Source organism: Paractinoplanes rishiriensis (genome assembly GCF_016862375.1).
In the GTDB taxonomy this organism is placed as follows: domain Bacteria; phylum Actinomycetota; class Actinomycetes; order Mycobacteriales; family Micromonosporaceae; genus Actinoplanes; species Actinoplanes rishiriensis.
On record NZ_BOMV01000040.1, the window covers coordinates 17,645 to 35,575 of the forward strand.

Here is a 17,931-nt window from a genome sequence, read left to right on the forward strand (position 1 = left end):
TCACTTTGCCAACAGCGACTCGACCAGTTCTCCGGCCCGCGTCACCCCACCCGCGGCCGTCATCGCCGCACCGAGTTCGGTAGCCCGCACCCGAAATGCCGGCTCGGCACGGATTCGCTCCACGGCCTGGGCCACACAGTCCGGCTGCGGCTGCCCGGTCCGCAGGTTGATCCCCGCGCCCGACCAGGCCACCCGCCGCGCCACCTCCGGCTTGTCGAGCGACGCACCCGCCACCACCAGCGGCACCCCGGCCTGAATCGAGGCCAGCACGCCGCCCCAGCCACCATTGCTGACCATCACGTCGACAAAGGGCAAGAGCAGATCATGAGGGAGGTACGCGGCGGCGCGGGCATTCGGCGGCAGCGGTCCGAGCACCGCGGGGTCGCCCCCACCGGTGGTGCAGACCACCAGCACGTCCCGGTCGGCCAGCCCGTCGAGCGTGGGCCGGATGAGATCGGCTGGGTCGGTGTCGAGGGTCCCCTGCGTAACGTGCACGACGGTCGTGGCCGCCGCGAGTTCGGGCCACCAGTCGGGCAGTTCCGAAGTGCCGCCAACCGCGGAAGGTCCCGATCCAGCAGGCCCGGTGGCATCGGCCGGATCCGGTTCGCGGGCAGGACGGGCCGGCGCGGCGGCGAGGCGTCCCACGAAATGCACGTAATCCGGCAGGTCGGGGCGCGGATATTCCAGTCCCGGGACGCCCTGGGCCAACACCAGATCCGTCGAGTAAATGCCGTCGAACAGCCGGCCCGGCTCCACCGGCCCCAGTCCCACCTGGGAGCGCAGCGCGTTGAGCCGCGTGTCGACCACCCGGCGATAGGCCACGCTGGTCACCCCGCGCAGCACCGCGTCCCGCGCCCGGCCCGCCGGACCCGTCGCCGGTGTCAGCCGCAGGCCGAACGGCGGCAGATGCCGGCTCGTCATCGACAACGGCGTCACCGCGACCGTTGCCCACGGAACGCCGAGCGCCTGCCCGGCTATCGCCCCGCCGAACGCTACCTGGTCGGTGACCAGCAGGTCGTACGGCGCCGCGGCCATGATGTCGGCGATCTGGCCCGCCGCCGTGCCGAACAGGATGTGTTCGCCGTTGGCCCGGCCGCCGCGCAGGCCCTTGCCGTCACCGATCTCGGGGAACGTGGCGGCCAGGTCGGCGTCGTCGAAGTCGGTGGCCTTGATCCAGGGCAGCCAGGTGGCGCCCGCGCCGAGGAAGCGTCCGCGGTACTTCGCGCCGGTGTAGGCGACCACCTCGTGTCCGCGCCGCACCAGTTCCGCCGCCAGCGCGCCGAGCGGGCCCACGTGCCCGGCGAAGGGCATCGACGCCACCAAGATCCGTGCCATGGGGCGAACGCTATCGTGAAATCTTTGACGACTTTTTTTGTCGGTAGAAGGATGAAGTGTGGAAGGGTGGAGTCATGTCCAAGACCATCGCCGAGAAACTGCTGATCAAGCCGCATACCACCGTGTGGCTGAACGATCCGGCGCAGTTGCCCCTGCTCACCCCGATGCCCGAGGGTGTCCGCGAGGTCGAGACGCTGGCCACCGCCAGCACCGCGGTGCTGTTCGTGGAGGACGCCGGCGGCACCCGCAAGCAGCTCGAGGAGCACCGCGCCGACCTGGGCAAACCCGGCGTTTTCTGGGTGGCCTATCCGAAGGGCAACCGGGCCGACGTCAACCGCGACTCGCTGTGGCCGATCGTGGCCGACTTCGACATGCGGCCGTGCGGCCAGGTGGCGATCGACGACCGCTGGTCCGCGCTGCGGTTCCGGACCAACCGCGAGGGCGAAGGCCGGTTCACCGGCGGCGCGAAGTAGTACCTCAGCGGCCGAGCACCGAGCCGCCGTTCACGTTGACGATCTGGCCGGTGACGTACCGGCCGCCGGGACCGGCCAGCCAGCGTACGGCCTCCGCGATGTCGGACGGCTCGCCCGGATACTTCACGAGCGTCGCGTTCACCCTCGTCTCGTGGCCCTCCGGCGTCATCCGGCCGTCGAAGAACTCGCTGTCGACGATGTAGCCCGGCGCGATCACGTTGGCCGTGATGCCCTCGCCGCCCAGCTGACCGGCCAGGTCCAGGGCGTATCCGTGCAGCGCCGCCTTGGCCGCCGAGTACGGCCCGCCGCCACCCCGCTGGGCGGCGATCGAGCTGGTCAGGATGATCCGCCCGCCGGGCCGCCGCAGCGCCGGCAGCAGGGCCGTGGTCATCAGCACCGCGGTGAGCACGTTGGAGTCGAAGTTCGCCCGCCACCGCCCGGCCACGCCGGCGAGAGTGGACTCGTCGCCGCTCAGGTACGCGCCGGCGTTGTTGACCAGCACGTCCAGCGCCCGGCCACCGACCGCCTCGACCACCGCGGGGATCTGGGCCGGATCGGACACGTCGGCGGTCACCGCGGTCGCCTGCGGGCCGATCCACTTCACCGCGTCGGCCAGCACGTCGGCGCGCCGGCCGACGATCACGACGTCGTACCCCTCGCCGGCCAGCATGCCGGCCGTCGACCGTCCGATGCCCGTACCGCCGCCCGTGACCACCGCAAGTCTCGACATGCACCGACCTTAACCACGGGCGAGCGAGAACCCGGACCCCTTCCGCGAGGCCGGCGGCGGCAGCGAGGGCAGCTGCGGCACCGACGGCACAGTGCGGTCCGCCTTCTTCTGCGGGGTGCTGCCCTTGCGGGGCGGCCGGTTGCGCTTGGGCTTCTTGGGGGAGCTGACCGACTCGACCGCAGCGCTGCCCACCACCTCGGCCCGGCACCGCCGGCCGTCCAGGGTGAACGCGATCGGCAGCGGGTTGTACTCGCGGTAGGCGCCGCGCAGCGTGAAGGTGCGCAGCTTGCCGTTACCCTTCGCGACCACCTTGCGGCCCTTCTGGCTGACCGCCTTGGGCATGCCGGTGAGCCGCTGCGACCCCGGATAGGAGAACTGCACCCGCCACGGCAACCGGCCGATCTCGTCGGTGGTCGCCACGGTCAGCAGCGCCTCGTACTCGGTACCCGAGTCCTGCCGCAGCTGGTAGCGGACCGCGCAGGTGGCGCTCCCCGCGGTCGCACCGGCCGCGACACCGGCACCGGCCGCCTGCGCCTGTTCCGCCTCCGGCGCCTTGCGGGTGGCCGCCCAGCCCGCCCCGGCGCCGAGCACCAGGGCCGTCGTCACGACGGCCGCCTGCATCCGGTGCCGCCCGCGCAGCAGGCCACCGCTGAGCAGCTGACGGGTCAGGCCACCGCCGGCGAAGAGGCCACCGCCGAGGGGCCGGATCGCGCTGCCCAGCCGCAGCATGCCGCCGAGCTTGAGGCCGGCCCGCAGCCGCAGCAGACCGATCGGTCCGACCAGCCGGCCGAGTGCGAAGCCCGGCACGACACCGGCCGTCACGGTCGCGCGCACCGGAGGCGGCGCGTCGTCGGGACGCTCGCGCAGCGGCGGAATCACCGGCTGCACCCCCACGGCCGCGCCCAGGGCGTGTGCCGCTTCGGCCGCCCCGGGCCGGTCGTCCGGGTTCTTGGCCAGGCAGGCCAGACACATCTCGGCCACCGCGGCCGGCAGTCCGTCCAGGTCGGGCAGGGGGTCCGGATCCGCGTACAGGTGCGCGCGCAGCGCCTCGGCGGTGGTCTCGGCCGGCCACGGCAACCGGGCCGTCAGCATCCGATAGAGCAGCAGCCCCATGGCGTAGACGTCGGTGGCCGCCGAGACCTGCGCGCCCGCCAGCCGCTCCGGTGCCAGATAGGCCGGTGTGCCGAGGAGACTGCCGTCCGGGGCCGCGTCGCGCTGCCCGACGATCGCCGAGATGCCGAAGTCGACCACCTTGGCGCCGGCACCGGTGAGCATCACGTTCGACGGCGTCACGTCGCGGTGCACCAACCCGCGGGCATGCGCCGTGGCCAGCGCGGAGGCCACCTCGGCGGCGACCGTCACCGCGGCGCGCCACGGCAGCGGCCCCTGCCGGCCGAGGCGGGCCGCGACCGATTCGCCGTCGTTCAGTTCCATCACCACGAACGGCACGGTCAGGCGCTCGTTGAGCGGCGACTCGCCGAAGTCGAAGATCCCGGTGATGTGCGGATGGTTGAGCCGGGCCGCGGCCAGCGCCTCCTGCCGCAGCCGGTCGCGGAACGTGCGGTCGTCGGCATGCCGGGGCGACAGCACCTTCACCGCCACCGAACGGCCGAGCGTTTCGTCGTAGCCGCGCCAGATCACCGACATGCCGCCGGTGCCCAGTTTCTCGACGAGGCGATAGCGCCCGGCGATCCGCAGCCCCGTCCGCCCCATGTGCCGATTGTGACCCGAGGGACACCCCGCCCGGCGCTCGTCCGGGAAACCCGCGCGGAGGTATCGGGGCGGTCATGCCCGATTGCCGGAATCAGCCGGCCAGTAGTTGATCCACCGGCGCGTAGTCGTCGGTCAGCACCCGGGCGTCGCCGGCGAACGAGGCGTCCCGCTGGAGCACCGGCGGTGCGTTCAGCGCGGACAGCCCGGCCTCGATGACGTCCAGCGGCAGCGGGCTCTTGGAGGCCAGGATCACGAAGTTGGCGCCGGTCTCGCCGGCCAGCGCGGCCTGCGGGGCGACCAGCGCGACGTACGGGAAAACCGCCGCGACGGTGGCCAGTTCGGCCCGGATGAACCGGTTGGGCGGATAGTCGATCACGTTCTGCGCGTAGATGCCGCCGGGCCGCAGCACCCGCGCGATGTCGACCGCCATCTCCCTGGTGGCCAGATGCCAGGGCACCACCAGGTGACCGAACGCGTCGCCGACCACCAGGTCGTAGGAGTTCGTGGCCTGCTCGGTCAGGCCGACCCGGGCGTCACCGACCTGGACCTGGAGGTCGGGCCCGGTCACCAGGCCGAGCTTCTGCCGGTCGAGGTCGACCAGGCCGCCGTCCAGCTCGATCACCCGCTGCCGGCTGCCGGGCCGGATGTCGCGCAGGTAGGCCGGCAGCGTGAAGCCACCGCCGCCCAGGTGCAGGGCGTCGATCGGGGCACCGGGACGGCCCATCAGGGCGGCCACCGCACCGATCCACTGCACGTACTCGAACTCGAGGTGCTGCGGGTCGTTCAGGTTGACGTACGAGTGCCGGGCCGAGTTGAGCATCAGCGTCCGGCCGCCGTCGACATTCGGATCGGTCACCACCTGGGCGCAGTGGTACGCCGTCTCGACGTCGCACGGGGTCGGCCCGGCCGCACCGAGCCCGGCACCGACCAGGCCGATCGACGCGAGCACGGCTCGCGTCCGCGGCTTGGCGGGCATGTCGAGCGAACGGTCCTGCCGGCGCAGCCACCAGGCCAGCACGCCGCCGCCGACGGCCAGCAGGGCCGCGAGGGTCAGGATGATCAGGCTGGTCGGCATGGCCGCCACGAAGATGAAGCCGGTGGCCAGCGTCGCGGTGATCGCGCCGAGGGTGCCCATGCTGGACAGCCGGCCGACCACCGACCCGGTGCGTTCCAGGTCGCTGAGCTGGAGCTTGACCACCATCGGGGTGACCGTGGAAAGCACGAACGCGGGCAGGAACACGGCCAGGGCGGCGAGCAGCAGGACCGCACCGGCCGCGCCACCGCGCAGCCACTCCCCGCCGTACCGGACCATCGGCAGGGTGGCGGCCGCGAAGATGGCGCCGAGCAGCAGCGCGGGAGCGAGCAGGGGGCGCGGGTCGTAGCGGTCGGCGAGACGACCGCCCACCCAGGTCCCGTACGCGATCGCGGCCAGCGCGATGCCGATCACCGAACTGCTCACCTGGAGGGTCACGCCGACGTACGGGCCGACCAGACGCAGCGCCACGATCTCGAGCACGAGCACGGCGCCGCTCGAGGCGAAGACCAGGGTGGTTGCCAGTCCCGCCGGAAGTGCGCGGGACGTCACAGCATCGACAAATGCACGTGGTTGGTGTGTGCCGCCGAGGCACTGCCGCTGCCGCTGTAGGACTTCCAGCCGGTGCCCGGCATCCAGATTTCCCTGAACCAGATCACGTACATGACGCCCAGCCTATCCGCGTTCTTGACGAAGTACGCGGCCAGGTTATTCCCATATGTCCGGTCTCCGCCGGTCGCCGCGGAAGTCTTGAACGTCGTGGCGTTGGAGGAGAAGTCGCATGCCTGGCCCTTGCCGTGCTCGCCGCTGGACTGGCTGCGGTAGCACTTCGTGTACCGGGTGAACCCGTCGGCCCGGGCTTCCTTGTAGGCGTGCAGGGTGCGCGCGGTGAGACAGCCCGAGCCGGTCGGGTCGTCGATCACGCAGGACTCGTTGGGCCAGGAGCCGTCGGAGTTGCGCTGGGCCGGCTTGGCCAGCGGCGAGTTGACGTTGACGAAGCCACCGGCCGCGCCACCGCCACCGACGCTGCCGAGCGCGAGCTCGGCCTCTTTCTTCTTCTTGGTCAGCGCCTTGACCTGCTTTTCCTGCTCCTTGATCTCCTTTTCCACGGCGAGCTTGGCCTGCTGCGCGCGGGCCAGGTCGTCGCGGTACCGGGTCAGGATCTGGCCGTCGAGCTGGGCCAGCACGTCGAGGTTCTGCACGCGTTCCAGGAAGACGTCGGGCGACCGCGCGTCGAGCAGCATGGTCATGGTGCTGGTGCGCCCCAGCCGGTACGAGCGGCCCGCGATGACGGCGACCTCGGCCTCCAGCGCCTTGGCGGAGGCCTGGGACTGCTGGACCGTCTGCTGCAGAGCCGTCTGGCGCTGTTTCGACGCCTTGAGTTTCTGGATCGCATCGGCCTGGCCCTTGGCGGCGGACTCGAGGGCGTCGCGCAGCGTCTTGCTGCCGCCCTCGTTGGGGTCGGCCAATGCCGGCCTCGCCGGACTGGTCACCAGAAGCATCGATACGGCCACCACCAGCGCCAGGACAGCGCTGAGTCGCCGTAGGGTCACCGCCGCCACGGATACCTCCCTAGAGTCAGCGCGGCAGACTCTACCGCGCTGACCAAGGGATCGGCAGATCGATCACGTGGCCGAGTAACCACCGTCGACGAAGAGTGTCTGGCCGGTTACGGCGACGGCAGCGTTGCTGGCCAGAAAGACGGCACATGCCCCAAAATCACCCGGTACGCCATTTCTGCCGATCATCGTGCGGGCGGCGTGCCGGGCCGCGATCGCCTCGTCCGCGAACGCCGCTTCGGTGAGTGGCGTGTGCACCACTCCGGGTGAGATCGCGTTGCAGTTGACCCCGCGCGCCGACCAGGCCTCGGCCTGCGAACGGGTGAGCGAGACCAGTCCACCCTTGGCCGCACCGTAGGCGCCGCTGTTCCCGTACGCCCTAAATGCTTGTTGGGAAACGACGTTGATGATCCGGCCCCAGCCGCGCTCGGCCATCCGCGGCCCGAACGCCTGCCCGAGCAGGAACGGCGCGGTCAGATTGGCCGCGATCGTGATGTCCCAGTCGTCGACGGTGAGCTCGTCGAGATGCGGCCGCAGGTTGACCGCGGCCGAATTGACCAGAATGTCGGGCGGGCCGAAGTCGGCCAGCACCCGGTCGATCACCGTGGCCGCGCCGGCCCGGTCGGCGAGATCGGCCGAGATCGCGTGACCGGCGCCGAGCTCGGCAATCACCTCGGCCATCGGCCCCTCGCGCCGGGCCACCAGCACCACGCGGGCACCGGCCCGGCCCAGCGCCAACGCCATCGCCCGGCCGATGCCGGAGCTGCCACCGGTGACCACGGCCGTCCGGCCGGCCAGACCGAAAACTTCGTTCAGGTACGCGGACACGCCAGCAATCTAAAGGATCGAGGCATCCGGAAAGAGGGTGTCGCGGACGGTGTGCCAGACGTCATCATTCGGCGCCACCAGCATCCCGTGCTCGCTGTCGGTGAGGTGGTACTCGGAGCCGTCCAGGTGCCGGACCGCGCCGCCGGCCTCCCGCACGATCAGCACGCCGGGCGCGTGGTCCCACGGCAGAATCCGCCAGAACAGCGCGAACTGCTGCTCGTCGAGCGCGACGGCCGGATATTCGTACCCGGCACAGTGCTGTCCGCGGGTGACCTCGCCCAGCTGCGGCGAGTTCGACGCGGCCACCGACCGCAGCGGCGGCGGCAGGTAGCGCTCGGCCACCACGCCGCGCAGCGCGGCCGGACCGGGATCGTCGGTGCGGGTCTTGACGCGGACCCCGTCCCGGTAGGCACCGGAACCCGCCTCGGCCAGCGTGAGGTGATCGCCGGGCACGTCCAGGATCCAGGACGCGACCAGCTCGTCGCCGCGGGCCAGCGCCACCATCATGGCGAACGGGGTGCGGCCGGCCGCGAAGTTGTTGGTGCCGTCGACCGGGTCGACAATCCACACCGGCCCGGCCTCGCCGACCCGCTTCAGCAGCGCCGGATCGGCCGCGACGCCCTCCTCGCCGACCACGATCGAGCCGGGCAGCAGCGCGGTGAGGCCGCGGGTGAGCGCCGCCTCGGACTCCCGGTCGGCGACCGTCACCAGGTCGCCGGGCGACTTCTGCTGCACGTCCTCGGCGGCCAGGTGCCGGAAGCGCGGCAGCACCTCGGTCGCCGCGACCTCGCGGAGCAGATCGGCGACCTGATCAAGCACGCGGCGGCAGCTTTACAACGCTGACGAAGAACTCGTCGATCTGCCGGATCACCGCGATGAACCGCTCGAAGTCGACCGGCTTGGTCACGTACGCGTTGGCGTGCAGCTGGTAGCTGCGCAGGATGTCCTCGTCGGCGGCCGACGTGGTGAGCACCACGACCGGGATGCGACCCAGCTCGTCGTCCTTCTTGATCTCCTCGAGCACCTCGCGGCCGTCCCGGCGCGGGAGGTTGAGGTCGAGCAGGATCAGGTCCGGGCGTACGGCGTTCGTGTATTCGCCCTCGCGGCGCAGGTAGGCCAGGGCCTCGGCGCCGTCGGACACCACCGTGAGACGGTTGCGGACCTTGTGCTCCTCGAACGCCTCCTGGGTCATCAGCACGTCGCCCGGGTCGTCCTCGACCAGCAGCACCTCGATCGGCGTGCCGTCCGCACGCATCGCGGGATTCGTCACGTGGTGACCTCTTTCCGTGTCTCCTGGCCGGGCATCTCGACGTCCAGCCCGGGCCCGCCCGGGAACACCGGCAGGGTGAACGTGATCGAAGTGCCTTCCTCGACGTCGAGGTCCAGCCAGATCCGTCCGCCATGATATTCGACGATCTTCTTGACGATGGCCAGGCCGATGCCGGTGCCCTCGTACGCGTCCCGCGCGTGCAACCGCTGGAAGATGACGAACACCTTGTCGGCGAAGTCCGCCTCGATGCCGATGCCGTTGTCACGCACGTTGATCTGCCACTCGTCGCCCTCGCGGTGCGCGGTGATCCGCACCACCGGCGGCACGTCCGGCCGGCGGAACTTCAGCGAGTTGCCGACCAGGTTGACGAAGAGCGTGGTGAGCAGCGGCTCCTCGCCCTCCACAGTGGGCAGCTCGGACCAGGTGATCTCGGCTTCCGCGCCGGCCCGGGTCTCCAGCTGGGAGTGCACCTCGGCGAGCATCTGGTTGAGGTCGATGTCGGTGAACCCGGACGTGATCCGCCCGATCCGGGAGAACGCCAGCAGGTCGTTGATCAGGCGCTGCATCCGCTGCGCGCCGTCCACCGCGAAGGCGATGTACTGGTCGGCGCGCTCGTCCAGCTGGCCGGAGTAGCGGCGCTGGAGCAGCTGGCAGAAGCTGGCCACCTTGCGCAGCGGCTCCTGCAGGTCGTGCGAGGCCACGTACGCGAACTGCTCCAGGTCACGGTTGGACCGGGTCAGCTCCTCGGCCTGCACCTTGAGCTGATCGTTCACCCACTCGACCTGGCTGCGCGCCTCGCGGACCTCGCTCAGCTCGGACGCGATCTTGCGGCGCATGCCGTCCACATCGTCGGCCAGGCTGGCCAGTTCGGGCGATCCGCGGCTCTCGATACGCCGGTCGTAGTCGCCGTCGGCCACCTTGCGCACCTGATCGGCCAGGTCGACCACCGGGCGGCTGACCAGGCGGTCGAGCAGCAGCAACAGGCCGGCACCGGCGACGATGACGATCACCGCGGCGGAGATCTGGATGGCCACCATGGTCTGGCTGCTGGCCCGGGCGGCGTCGGCCGACTCGGTGCGCAGCACCTGGATGTCGCCCTGCATCTGGTTGATCGCGGCGCGCAGCGCGTCGAACGCGCTGGTCGACCCCGCCGCGATCATGGCGAGGCCGGCCTCGGACCCGCTGGTGCGGATGGCGGTCAGCACCGGATCGGCCACCTCGGCGTGCCAGACCGTGGCGCGCTGCTTGACCTCGTCGAGGGCCGCCCGTATCTCGGTGTCGCCCGGTTCCAGCAGGTCCTCGAGGAGGATGATCAGCCGCTGCTCCTCGGCCACGCCGTTCTCGTACGGCTTGAGGTTGGCCACGTCGCCGCTGATCGCGTAGCCGCGGATGCCGGTCTCCTGGTCGACGAACGCGGTGTTCAGCGTCTCGCCGGCGGCCCGCATCGGGCTGGCCCGGTTGAGTACGTCGTTCAGCTGCCGGTTGTGCTGCGCCGCGGTGACCGTGGCCAACGCGGCCAGCGCCCCGAGCAGGATGCCGGTGGCCACGCACAGCGCCGCGATCCGCCGCCGCAGGGTCCAGGTACGCAGGTCGAACAGGCTCACCGGCCACTCCCCCGGGAGATCAGCAGCATCGCCACGTCGTCGGCCAGCGGACCGCCGTTGGCCTGGTCGGCCCGGCCCACCAGCCAGGCCGGCAGCGCCGCCAGCGGCACGGTCGTGGCGGCCGGCTCGTCGAGCACCCCGCACAGGCCGTCGACGTCGAGGCGTTCGGTGCTGCCGGCGCCGGTGTGACCCTCGATCAGGCCGTCGGTGTACATCAGCAGCGACCAGTCGTCGCCGGGAAGCTCCAGCTCGGTGGCCGGCGCGAGTTTCGGGCGGACGCCCAGCACGATGCCCGGCCGGGCGTCGACCGGCGCGGCCCGGCCGCCGGCCAGCAGCACCGGCGGCGGATGCCCGGCCAGCCGCACGGTGGCACGGTGGGCCGGCAGGTCGAGGACCACCGACGCGACCGTGGCGAACACCTCGCGGGCCCGCCGCTCGCTCATCAGTACCTGTTCGAGCGACGGCAGCACCTGCTCCTCGGGCACCCCGGCCAGCACCAGCGCCCGCCAGGCGACCCGGAGCTCGACGCCCAGGGCGGCCTCGTCGACGCCGTGCCCGCAGACGTCGCCGACGATCACGTGCAGGTTGTCGTCGCCGACCTGCACCGCGTCGAAGAAGTCGCCGCCCAGCAGGCCCATGGCCCGGCCGGACCGGTAGAACGTGTGCACCGCCACCGCGGTGGTCTGCATCAACGGCTGCGGCAACAGACCCCGTTCCAGGCGGGCCGACTCGGCCTGGCGCAGTTCGATCTCGCGCAGCCGCTGGGTGTTCTCGTCGGCCCTTTTGCGTTCCACCGCGTAGCGCAGCGCCCGGGTCAGCAGGACGCCGTCGACCTGGCCCTTGACCAGGTAGTCCTGGGCGCCCTCGGCGACCGCCGCCATGCCCAGGTGCTCGTCGGACCGGCCGGTCAGCACACACACCGCGGCGCTGCCGGCGGCGGCGAGCAGCTTGCGCAGGCCGTCGAGGCCCTCGGCATCGGGCAGTCCGAGGTCGAGCAGGATGCAATTGATGCCACGCATCATCGCGGTGGCCTCGCGCAGGGTCGTCGCCACCACCAGGTCGAACGGTGCCTCGGCCTCGTGCAGCAACTCGCGCACCAGAAAGGCGTCGCCCTCGTCGTCCTCCACCAGGAGCACCCGCAGGCGTTCCTGGTAGGCCGAGGTGCCGGTGCGGCCGCGTGGGGCGACCGACCGTTCAGTCATGCCCGTACCCCACTCGCATACACCGGACTGGACCCGACGATGGTGTACCACTCCCGGCGGACGCACAACTCCGGAGACCTCACGTCGGATCCTCGGCGGCCACCCGGCGGGCGTGCTCGGCGATCACCTGTCCGAGGATGCCGTGCAGGCGTCCGCAGTCCTGGCAGTGCAGGTTTTCGTCGAGGTGCCGGCCGCCGCACTCGACGCAGCTGCCACGGTCCTCCGGGTCGCGGTAGGAGGCCAGCGCCCGGCACATCGCCCGGATCACGTGGTCGGTCATCGGGAAGACCGCCTCGCCGAGCGCGGTGCGCACCCCGACCAGCGCCACCGGGTCGGCGTCCGGCTGCGGATCGTACGGGGCCACCGCGTCGAAGAACTCCGCGATGACGGCGGCGGGGTCGATCGGCGTCTTCACCCGGACAACGCTATGCCACGCCGCAAACGATCTTCGGGCTACCCGGTGTCGTACCCACCCGCTTAGATGACACCCATGAGTGCTCCCGCCCTCGCCGAAACCACTCGCCGGGCGATTTCCGCCCTGGTCGCGGTGGTGGTGCTCGCCTTCGTCGGGCTGGCCGCGGCCCGCTCGGTGCAGCCGCCGGCGGCCCGCGACGCGTCGGCGCCGCCGGGCGAGTTCAGCGCGGCCCGCGCCTTCGATCATGTCGAGCCGATCGCGGCCGCCCCGCACCCGGTGGGCAGCGCCGCGCAAGACCGGGTCCGCGAGCATCTGCTGACCACGCTGCGTAGGCTCGGCCTGTCGCCCGAGGTACAGGACACGGTAAGCATCCAGGCCGGCGAGTTGTCGTCCAGCGCCGGCGGCAGCAACCTGGCCCGGGTCCGCAACGTGGTGACGCTGCTGCCCGGCAGCGCGCCCACCGGGCGGATCTTCCTGATCGCGCACTACGACTCGGTGCAGAGCGGCCCGGGCGCCAACGATGACGGCGCCGGCACCTCGGCGATCCTCGAGACGGCCCGCGCCCTGGCGGCCGGCCCGCGGCTGCGCAACGACGTGGTGCTGGTGCTCACCGATGCCGAGGAGGCCTGTCTGTGCGGGGCCAAGGCGTTCGTCGACCAGCATCCGCTGGCCCGCGGTGGCGGCATCGCGCTCAACCTCGAGGCCCGCGGCAGCACCGGCCCGGCGATCATGTTCGAGACCTCGGACGACAACGAACGGCTGGTGGAGGCGTACGCCGGGGTGCCCTATCCGGTCGGCACGTCGTTCGCGGTCGAGATCTACCGGTTGCTGCCCAACGACACAGATTTCACGGCATTTCGCGAGGCGGGCTTCACGGGGCTTAACGCGGCCTACATCGACGGTGCCGCCATCTATCACGCACCCACCGACCTCCCGTCCACCATGGACCTCACCAGCCTCCAGCATCACGGCAGCAACACCCTGGCCCTGGTCCGCGACCTCGGCGGGCGTGACCTGCCCGGGCTGGCGGCCGGCGCCGACGCCACCTACTTCCCGGCGCCCGGGCTGCTGGTCCGCTACCCCGGCGGGCTGGTCTGGCCGCTGGCCGTCCTGGCCCTGCTCGCGGTGCTCGGGCTGGGCTGGCTGGCCCGGCGGCGCGGCCTCACCAACGGCCGCCGGCTGTTCGGGGCCGGCGTGCTCACCCTGGTGCCGATCGTCCTGGCGCCGCTGCTGGCCCAGCTGTACTGGCTGCTGCTCACGCTGATCCGCCCGGAGTACGCGCAACTGCCGATCGACCCGTACCGGCCCGGCTGGTTCCGGCTGGCCGTGGTCGCGATCGCCGCCGCCGTGCTGCTCGCCTGGAATGCCGTGCTGCGCCGCAAGGCCGGCCCGGCCACGCTGGCCATCGCCGGTCTCGGCTGGCTCGCCGTGCTCGGCCTGGTGCTGGCCGCGGTCACCCCCGGGGGCTCCTACCTGGCCGCCGTCCCCGCCCTGGCCGGCGCCCTGGCCGGCCTCGCGGCGGTGCTCCTGCGCGGCATCTGGTCGGTCCTCGCCGTCGTCCTCGCCGGCGCTGTCGCGACGATCGTCCTGCTGCCCACGGTGATCATGCTGTTCCCGGCGCTCGGCCTGCGGCTCGGCGCCACCGGCGCGTTCCTCACCGTGCTGCTCGGTCTCGCCCTGCTACCGACCCTCGACCTGATCCACCCGGCGGCCGGTGGCCAGCGCGGGCTCGACGCGCTGCGGGCCCGCCGGCGCGGCGCCGTGCCGACCCTGGCCGCGGTACTGGCCGTTCTGGTCTGCACCGTGGTGGGCCTGCGGGTGGACGGCTTCGACGCCCAGCATCCGGCACCCACCCAGCTGATGTACGCGCTGAACGCCGACGACAACACCGCCCGCTGGCTCAGCGACGAGCCGGCCGTCCACGACTGGACCGGGCAGTTCGTGGCGGGCGGCCCGCAGCGGGTCGACGCGACTGTGCCCGCGTTCGGCCCCGAGGTGATGCGCGCCGGACCGGCGCAGCCCGCCCCGCTGCCGGCGCCGAAACTCACCCTGGAGTCGGACAGCCGTGCGGGAGACGCCCGCACCCTGCGGCTCCGGCTCCAGCCGCAGCGCCCGGTGCGGCTCACCACGCTGCACGTGGCGGCCGGCGTGCCGGTCAGCGACGTCACGGTGGGCGGCCGCCAGGTGGTGCCGGCCAAACCCGGCGACGGGCCGTGGGGTTTCGGCTTCGTCTTCCATGCGCCGCCGCCCGAGGGCGTCGAGGTGACCCTGACGGTGCCGGCGAACGGCCCGGTCCGGTTCCGGGCGATGGACGGCAGCGACGGCCTGTCCGCCCTGCCCGGCTTCCGCGAGCGTCCGGCCGGTGTGGGCATCGTGGGCTCGCACACCAGCGAAATGGTCACGGTCGCGCGAACCTATACGTTGTGAGCACCGAGATCGGTGCCGGGGATCCGCTGGGCGAGCGGCTCAGCGACCGCGCCCCCGCCGGCCGGTAGGCGCATCGAACCGGAAGTGCACGAACAGCCGGCCCCAGTTGTCGCCGTCCTTCTCGACCCGGTGGTAGAGCTGCTTGATCTCCTTCTGGTCGAGGAAGCGCAGCACCTTCTTTTTCAACGCACCGCTGCCCTTGCCCGGGATGATCTCGACCGTCGTGGCCTTCTTCTGGATGGCCTCGTCGATGATGCCGCGCAGGGCGCGATCGATCTCCTGACCCCTGTTGAAGATGTCGTGCAGGTCGAGTTTGAGCTTCACCAGGAGGATCTTAATGCTGCTCGGATTTTCCGAGCCATTCCTCGACCCGGTGCACGGCTTCCTCGTAGTCGGTGTGCTGCTTCATCGCGGCGGCCAGGCGCAGGTGCGGCAGCGCCTCACGAAAACGGCCGGCCCGTTCCAAGGTCCGGCCGAGCACGTGGTGCGCGTAGTGATCCGACGGATCGTGTTCGATCAAGGCTCGCAGCTGGGCCTCCGCGCCCACCAGCTGGGCCGAGTTGAAGTACGCGCGAGCCAGCAACTGACGCACCGCAGTGTTCTGCGGTTCGGCCTCGACGATCGGTTCGAGCAGGCGGGCGGCGCCGAGCGGGTCGCCGGACTCGAAGAAGAAGGTGGCCCTGCGGTACTCCTCGAGAAGATCCACGAGCACGCTCCTCACCCTGGCGCCGCCGACAATCACCAACGCTGGCACAACATCGGGCCAACGGCGAGTATCCGCTTGATCCAAACTTCCCCACAAATCACCGCATAGGGCGACGAGACCGGCGGACAATGCCTGAGTGGGGGACTTTCCGAGCCATCTCGTGACCGCACCCGGCCGCACCCGATTCGCCCGGGCCCGAGCGACCGCGATCGGGGTGTTCATGGTCGCGCTCTGCCTCATGCTGGCCGGCGCCACCTCGTCGCCGGCCCTGCATTCACCGGCCCTGTTGATCGAGGGGATGCGGGAGATCTCCTCGCCGCCCGAGGGCACCTCGTGGACCCCGGCGCCGGTCGACGCGAACGGGCTGACCACGGTGGCGAGCGCCGACGGCCAGCAGTTCGTGCTGCACACCGCGGCCGGTCACCGCACCTTCCTGCCCGGCGTCAACCTGGGCGGCACCACCCCGGGCCACCTGCCGGTCGAGCTGGCGATCTCGGCGGCGCAGTACCGGGCCTGGTTCGCGGCGATGTCCTGGCTCGGCATCCGGGTGGTCCGGATCTACACGATCCACCCGCCGGCGTTCTACCAGCAGCTGGCCGCGTTCAACGAGGCGAACCCGGACCGCCCGCTCTATCTCGTGCAGGGCGTCGGCCTCTTCGACGACGCCTACCGGACCACCGGGAACCTGTACGACAAGCGGGTCACCGACCCGTTCAAGCAGCAGCTCAAGGACGCCTCCGCGGCGGTAGCCGGCGACCTGGACCGGACACCCACGCCGGGCCAGCCGGCCGGCTCCTGGGACGCCGACGTGACGCCCTGGCTGGCCGGCTGGATCGTCGGCGACGAGCTGGACCCGCACGCCGCCGCCGAGTCCGACCGGCGCAACGACGACGCCCCGGCGGTGACCGGCAAGTATTTCCGCAGCGCCGGCGGGGCCACGCCGACCGAGCGCTGGCTGGCCGCGCGGATGAACGAGCTGGCCGAGTTGCAGGCGGCCCGCCGGCTGAGCCAGCCCATCGCGTTCGTGAACTGGCCGACCACCGACCCGCTCCGGCATCCCGACGAGCCGCTGGAGCAGGACGACCTGCTCCAGCTGGACGCCAACCACGTGCAGCCCACCGCGGACTGGCCGGCCGGCACGTTCGCCAGCTACCACGCGTACCCCTATTACCCGGACTTCCAGCGGCACGAACCGGCCCTCCAGCGCCACCAGTACGGCGGGCGCGTGGACCCGTACGCCGGATATCTGGCCGCCCTGCGCAAGCATCACGCCGCCATGCCCACGCTGATCACCGAGTTCGGCGTGCCGTCGTCGATCGGCTCGGCACACAGCGGCCCGCTCGGCCGCAACCAGGGCGGGCACACCGAGCAGGACGCCATGCGGATCGACGCCGAGCTGATGCGCCTGATCAAGAAGGAGGGCCTGGCCGGCGGCTTCCTGTTCGCCTGGGCCGACGAGTGGTACCGCTACACCTGGAACACCGCGGACCACCAGGTGCCCGACCGCCGCCACCTGTGGCACGACCCGCTCACCAACGAGCAGTACTTCGGCCTGCTGGCGATGGATCCCCCGGACCGGCCCGACGCCGACTCGCAGACGCTGATCGACGCGGAGGGCGGCTGGCCGGCCCGCCGGGTCGAGGCGCGCACCGACGAGTCGTTCCTGCACCTGCAGATCCGCCTCGGCGGATCTCCACCGGGCTCGCTCCAGCTGGGTTTCGACGTGCTGCCGGGATTGAGCGGTACGCCGATGGCCGGCAGCAGCGACCGGCGGCCGGATGCGGTGCTCGCGCTCAACCTGGTCGGGCAGACCGGGCAGGCGTACCTGCGGGACCAGTTGGATCCCCTGGCGCTGGACCCGGTGGTGCCGGCAGATCAGCGCGGGCCGGCGCCGCAGGGCTGGCGGGCGTTCGAGCTGATCGTGAACCGCGAGCTGACCATCCCGAGCACCGGCCAGCAGCTGCCGATCGAGATGCAGAACGCGGGGCTGCTGCGCTACGGCGACTGGCGACTGGACAGCCGGGCGCTCTGGCACGCGGAGGGCGACGAGCTCACCGTACGCGTGCCCTGGGCTCTTCTGGGTTTTGCCGATCCCTCCGCGCACCGGGTCGGCCGGCCCCGGTCCGGCAAGCTGACCACCGAGGTCAGCCCCGGGGTGTCGGTCACCCTGTCGGCCTCCGGCACCGACCAGTCGGTGGGCCGGGTGACCTGGGCGGACTGGAACCGGCCGCGCTACACCGAGCGGCTCAAGCGGGGCGCCGAGCAGTTCCGGGACGCCGTGGTGGCGGTAACCTCCGACTGACCAGCAGCAGCGCCGCGCCGCCTGCGACGAGCAGCGCCCCGAGCGTGGCCAGCACCAGCGGGGTGCTGTCGGCCCGGTACGGGTCCGGATAGTCCGCGCCCCAGCAGTACACGTCGCCGGACTCGGTCAGCGCGCACGTGCTGTCCCCGTCCGCGACGAGTTGCACCACCCGTCCGTGCAGGCCCACCTGGACCAGCCGTTCCTGGCAGTAACCGGTGCACTCGGCCGCCGGTGCCGGCCCGGCCGATCCGAGAGAGAACGCGGCGACCACGGCCAAGATCGCTAATACCCGCCGTATGATCGCCATGCAAGCATTATGGGCGTTTTATACGCT

At 71.6% G+C, this 17,931-nt stretch carries 17 protein-coding genes; 3 read left to right on the top strand and 14 right to left on the bottom strand.

Features of this window, described 5'->3' with window-relative positions; all coding sequences use genetic code 11:
• A complete protein-coding gene (locus tag Ari01nite_RS18290; RefSeq protein WP_203782470.1) occupies window positions 1–1,335 on the bottom strand; it encodes a glycosyltransferase in 1,335 nt (444 codons plus the stop codon).
• A gap of 74 nt (window positions 1,336–1,409) precedes the next feature.
• Between Ari01nite_RS18290 and Ari01nite_RS18295 the strand changes: the two genes are divergently transcribed.
• Complete coding sequence (locus tag Ari01nite_RS18295; RefSeq protein ID WP_203782471.1) at window positions 1,410–1,808, top strand: hypothetical protein; 399 nt, start codon at window positions 1,410–1,412, stop codon at window positions 1,806–1,808.
• 4 nt (window positions 1,809–1,812) lie between these two features.
• On the opposite strand, the gene Ari01nite_RS18300 is transcribed toward Ari01nite_RS18295, so the two are convergent.
• The 10 genes from Ari01nite_RS18300 to Ari01nite_RS18345 all read right to left on the bottom strand — a co-directional run bounded on the left by Ari01nite_RS18300 (window position 1,813) and on the right by Ari01nite_RS18345 (window position 12,162).
• Window positions 1,813–2,538: an SDR family NAD(P)-dependent oxidoreductase gene (locus Ari01nite_RS18300; protein ID WP_203782472.1), complete on the bottom strand. Its 726-nt coding sequence runs from the start codon at window positions 2,536–2,538 to the stop codon at window positions 1,813–1,815.
• Between the two features lie 9 nt (window positions 2,539–2,547).
• The gene (locus Ari01nite_RS18305) at window positions 2,548–4,251 is read right to left on the bottom strand and encodes a serine/threonine-protein kinase (protein WP_203782473.1); all 1,704 of its coding nucleotides are present in this window, start codon (window positions 4,249–4,251) and stop codon (window positions 2,548–2,550) included.
• 91 nt (window positions 4,252–4,342) lie between these two features.
• Complete coding sequence (locus Ari01nite_RS18310; protein WP_203782474.1) at window positions 4,343–5,836, bottom strand: fused MFS/spermidine synthase; 1,494 nt, start codon at window positions 5,834–5,836, stop codon at window positions 4,343–4,345.
• A complete protein-coding gene (locus Ari01nite_RS18315; protein WP_203782475.1) occupies window positions 5,833–6,846 on the bottom strand; it encodes a coiled-coil domain-containing protein in 1,014 nt (337 codons plus the stop codon). The genes Ari01nite_RS18310 and Ari01nite_RS18315 overlap by 4 nt, the downstream gene beginning before the upstream one ends.
• A gap of 63 nt (window positions 6,847–6,909) precedes the next feature.
• The gene (locus Ari01nite_RS18320; protein ID WP_203782476.1) at window positions 6,910–7,671 is read right to left on the bottom strand and encodes an SDR family NAD(P)-dependent oxidoreductase; all 762 of its coding nucleotides are present in this window, start codon (window positions 7,669–7,671) and stop codon (window positions 6,910–6,912) included.
• Between the two features lie 9 nt (window positions 7,672–7,680).
• Window positions 7,681–8,490 carry an inositol monophosphatase family protein gene (locus Ari01nite_RS18325; protein WP_203782477.1) on the bottom strand — a complete coding sequence of 270 codons (810 nt, stop codon included), beginning with the start codon at window positions 8,488–8,490 and terminating at the stop codon, window positions 7,681–7,683.
• Window positions 8,483–8,926 carry a response regulator gene (locus tag Ari01nite_RS18330; protein WP_203782522.1) on the bottom strand — a complete coding sequence of 148 codons (444 nt, stop codon included), beginning with the start codon at window positions 8,924–8,926 and terminating at the stop codon, window positions 8,483–8,485. Before Ari01nite_RS18330 ends, Ari01nite_RS18325 begins: the two co-directional genes overlap by 8 nt.
• Before the next feature lie 11 nt (window positions 8,927–8,937).
• The gene (locus Ari01nite_RS18335; RefSeq protein ID WP_203782478.1) at window positions 8,938–10,545 is read right to left on the bottom strand and encodes a sensor histidine kinase; all 1,608 of its coding nucleotides are present in this window, start codon (window positions 10,543–10,545) and stop codon (window positions 8,938–8,940) included.
• Window positions 10,542–11,747, bottom strand: coding sequence for a PP2C family protein-serine/threonine phosphatase (locus Ari01nite_RS18340; RefSeq protein WP_203782479.1), 1,206 nt, complete (start codon window positions 11,745–11,747; stop codon window positions 10,542–10,544). Before Ari01nite_RS18340 ends, Ari01nite_RS18335 begins: the two co-directional genes overlap by 4 nt.
• Before the next feature lie 79 nt (window positions 11,748–11,826).
• Window positions 11,827–12,162, bottom strand: coding sequence for a hypothetical protein (locus tag Ari01nite_RS18345; RefSeq protein WP_203782480.1), 336 nt, complete (start codon window positions 12,160–12,162; stop codon window positions 11,827–11,829).
• A gap of 75 nt (window positions 12,163–12,237) precedes the next feature.
• Between Ari01nite_RS18345 and Ari01nite_RS18350 the strand changes: the two genes are divergently transcribed.
• Window positions 12,238–14,589: a M28 family peptidase gene (locus Ari01nite_RS18350; RefSeq protein WP_203782481.1), complete on the top strand. Its 2,352-nt coding sequence runs from the start codon at window positions 12,238–12,240 to the stop codon at window positions 14,587–14,589.
• Between the two features lie 39 nt (window positions 14,590–14,628).
• Here Ari01nite_RS18350 and Ari01nite_RS18355 read toward each other — a convergent pair whose 3' ends face one another.
• Both Ari01nite_RS18355 and Ari01nite_RS18360 read right to left on the bottom strand, forming a co-directional pair.
• The gene (locus Ari01nite_RS18355; RefSeq protein WP_203782482.1) at window positions 14,629–14,913 is read right to left on the bottom strand and encodes a Smr/MutS family protein; all 285 of its coding nucleotides are present in this window, start codon (window positions 14,911–14,913) and stop codon (window positions 14,629–14,631) included.
• Window positions 14,914–14,923: 10 nt separating this feature from the next.
• Window positions 14,924–15,295 (bottom strand): tetratricopeptide repeat protein, encoded by a 372-nt coding sequence (locus Ari01nite_RS18360; RefSeq protein ID WP_203782483.1) that lies wholly within the window; start codon window positions 15,293–15,295, stop codon window positions 14,924–14,926.
• 136 nt (window positions 15,296–15,431) lie between these two features.
• Here Ari01nite_RS18360 and Ari01nite_RS18365 point away from each other — a divergent pair, with 136 nt between their 5' ends.
• Window positions 15,432–17,597 carry a hypothetical protein gene (locus Ari01nite_RS18365; RefSeq protein ID WP_203782484.1) on the top strand — a complete coding sequence of 722 codons (2,166 nt, stop codon included), beginning with the start codon at window positions 15,432–15,434 and terminating at the stop codon, window positions 17,595–17,597.
• On the opposite strand, the gene Ari01nite_RS18370 is transcribed toward Ari01nite_RS18365, so the two are convergent.
• The gene (locus Ari01nite_RS18370) at window positions 17,542–17,904 is read right to left on the bottom strand and encodes an RCC1 domain-containing protein (RefSeq protein WP_203782485.1); all 363 of its coding nucleotides are present in this window, start codon (window positions 17,902–17,904) and stop codon (window positions 17,542–17,544) included. The two genes, Ari01nite_RS18365 and Ari01nite_RS18370, sit on opposite strands and share 56 nt — an antisense overlap.
• Window positions 17,905–17,931 lie beyond the last annotated feature (27 nt).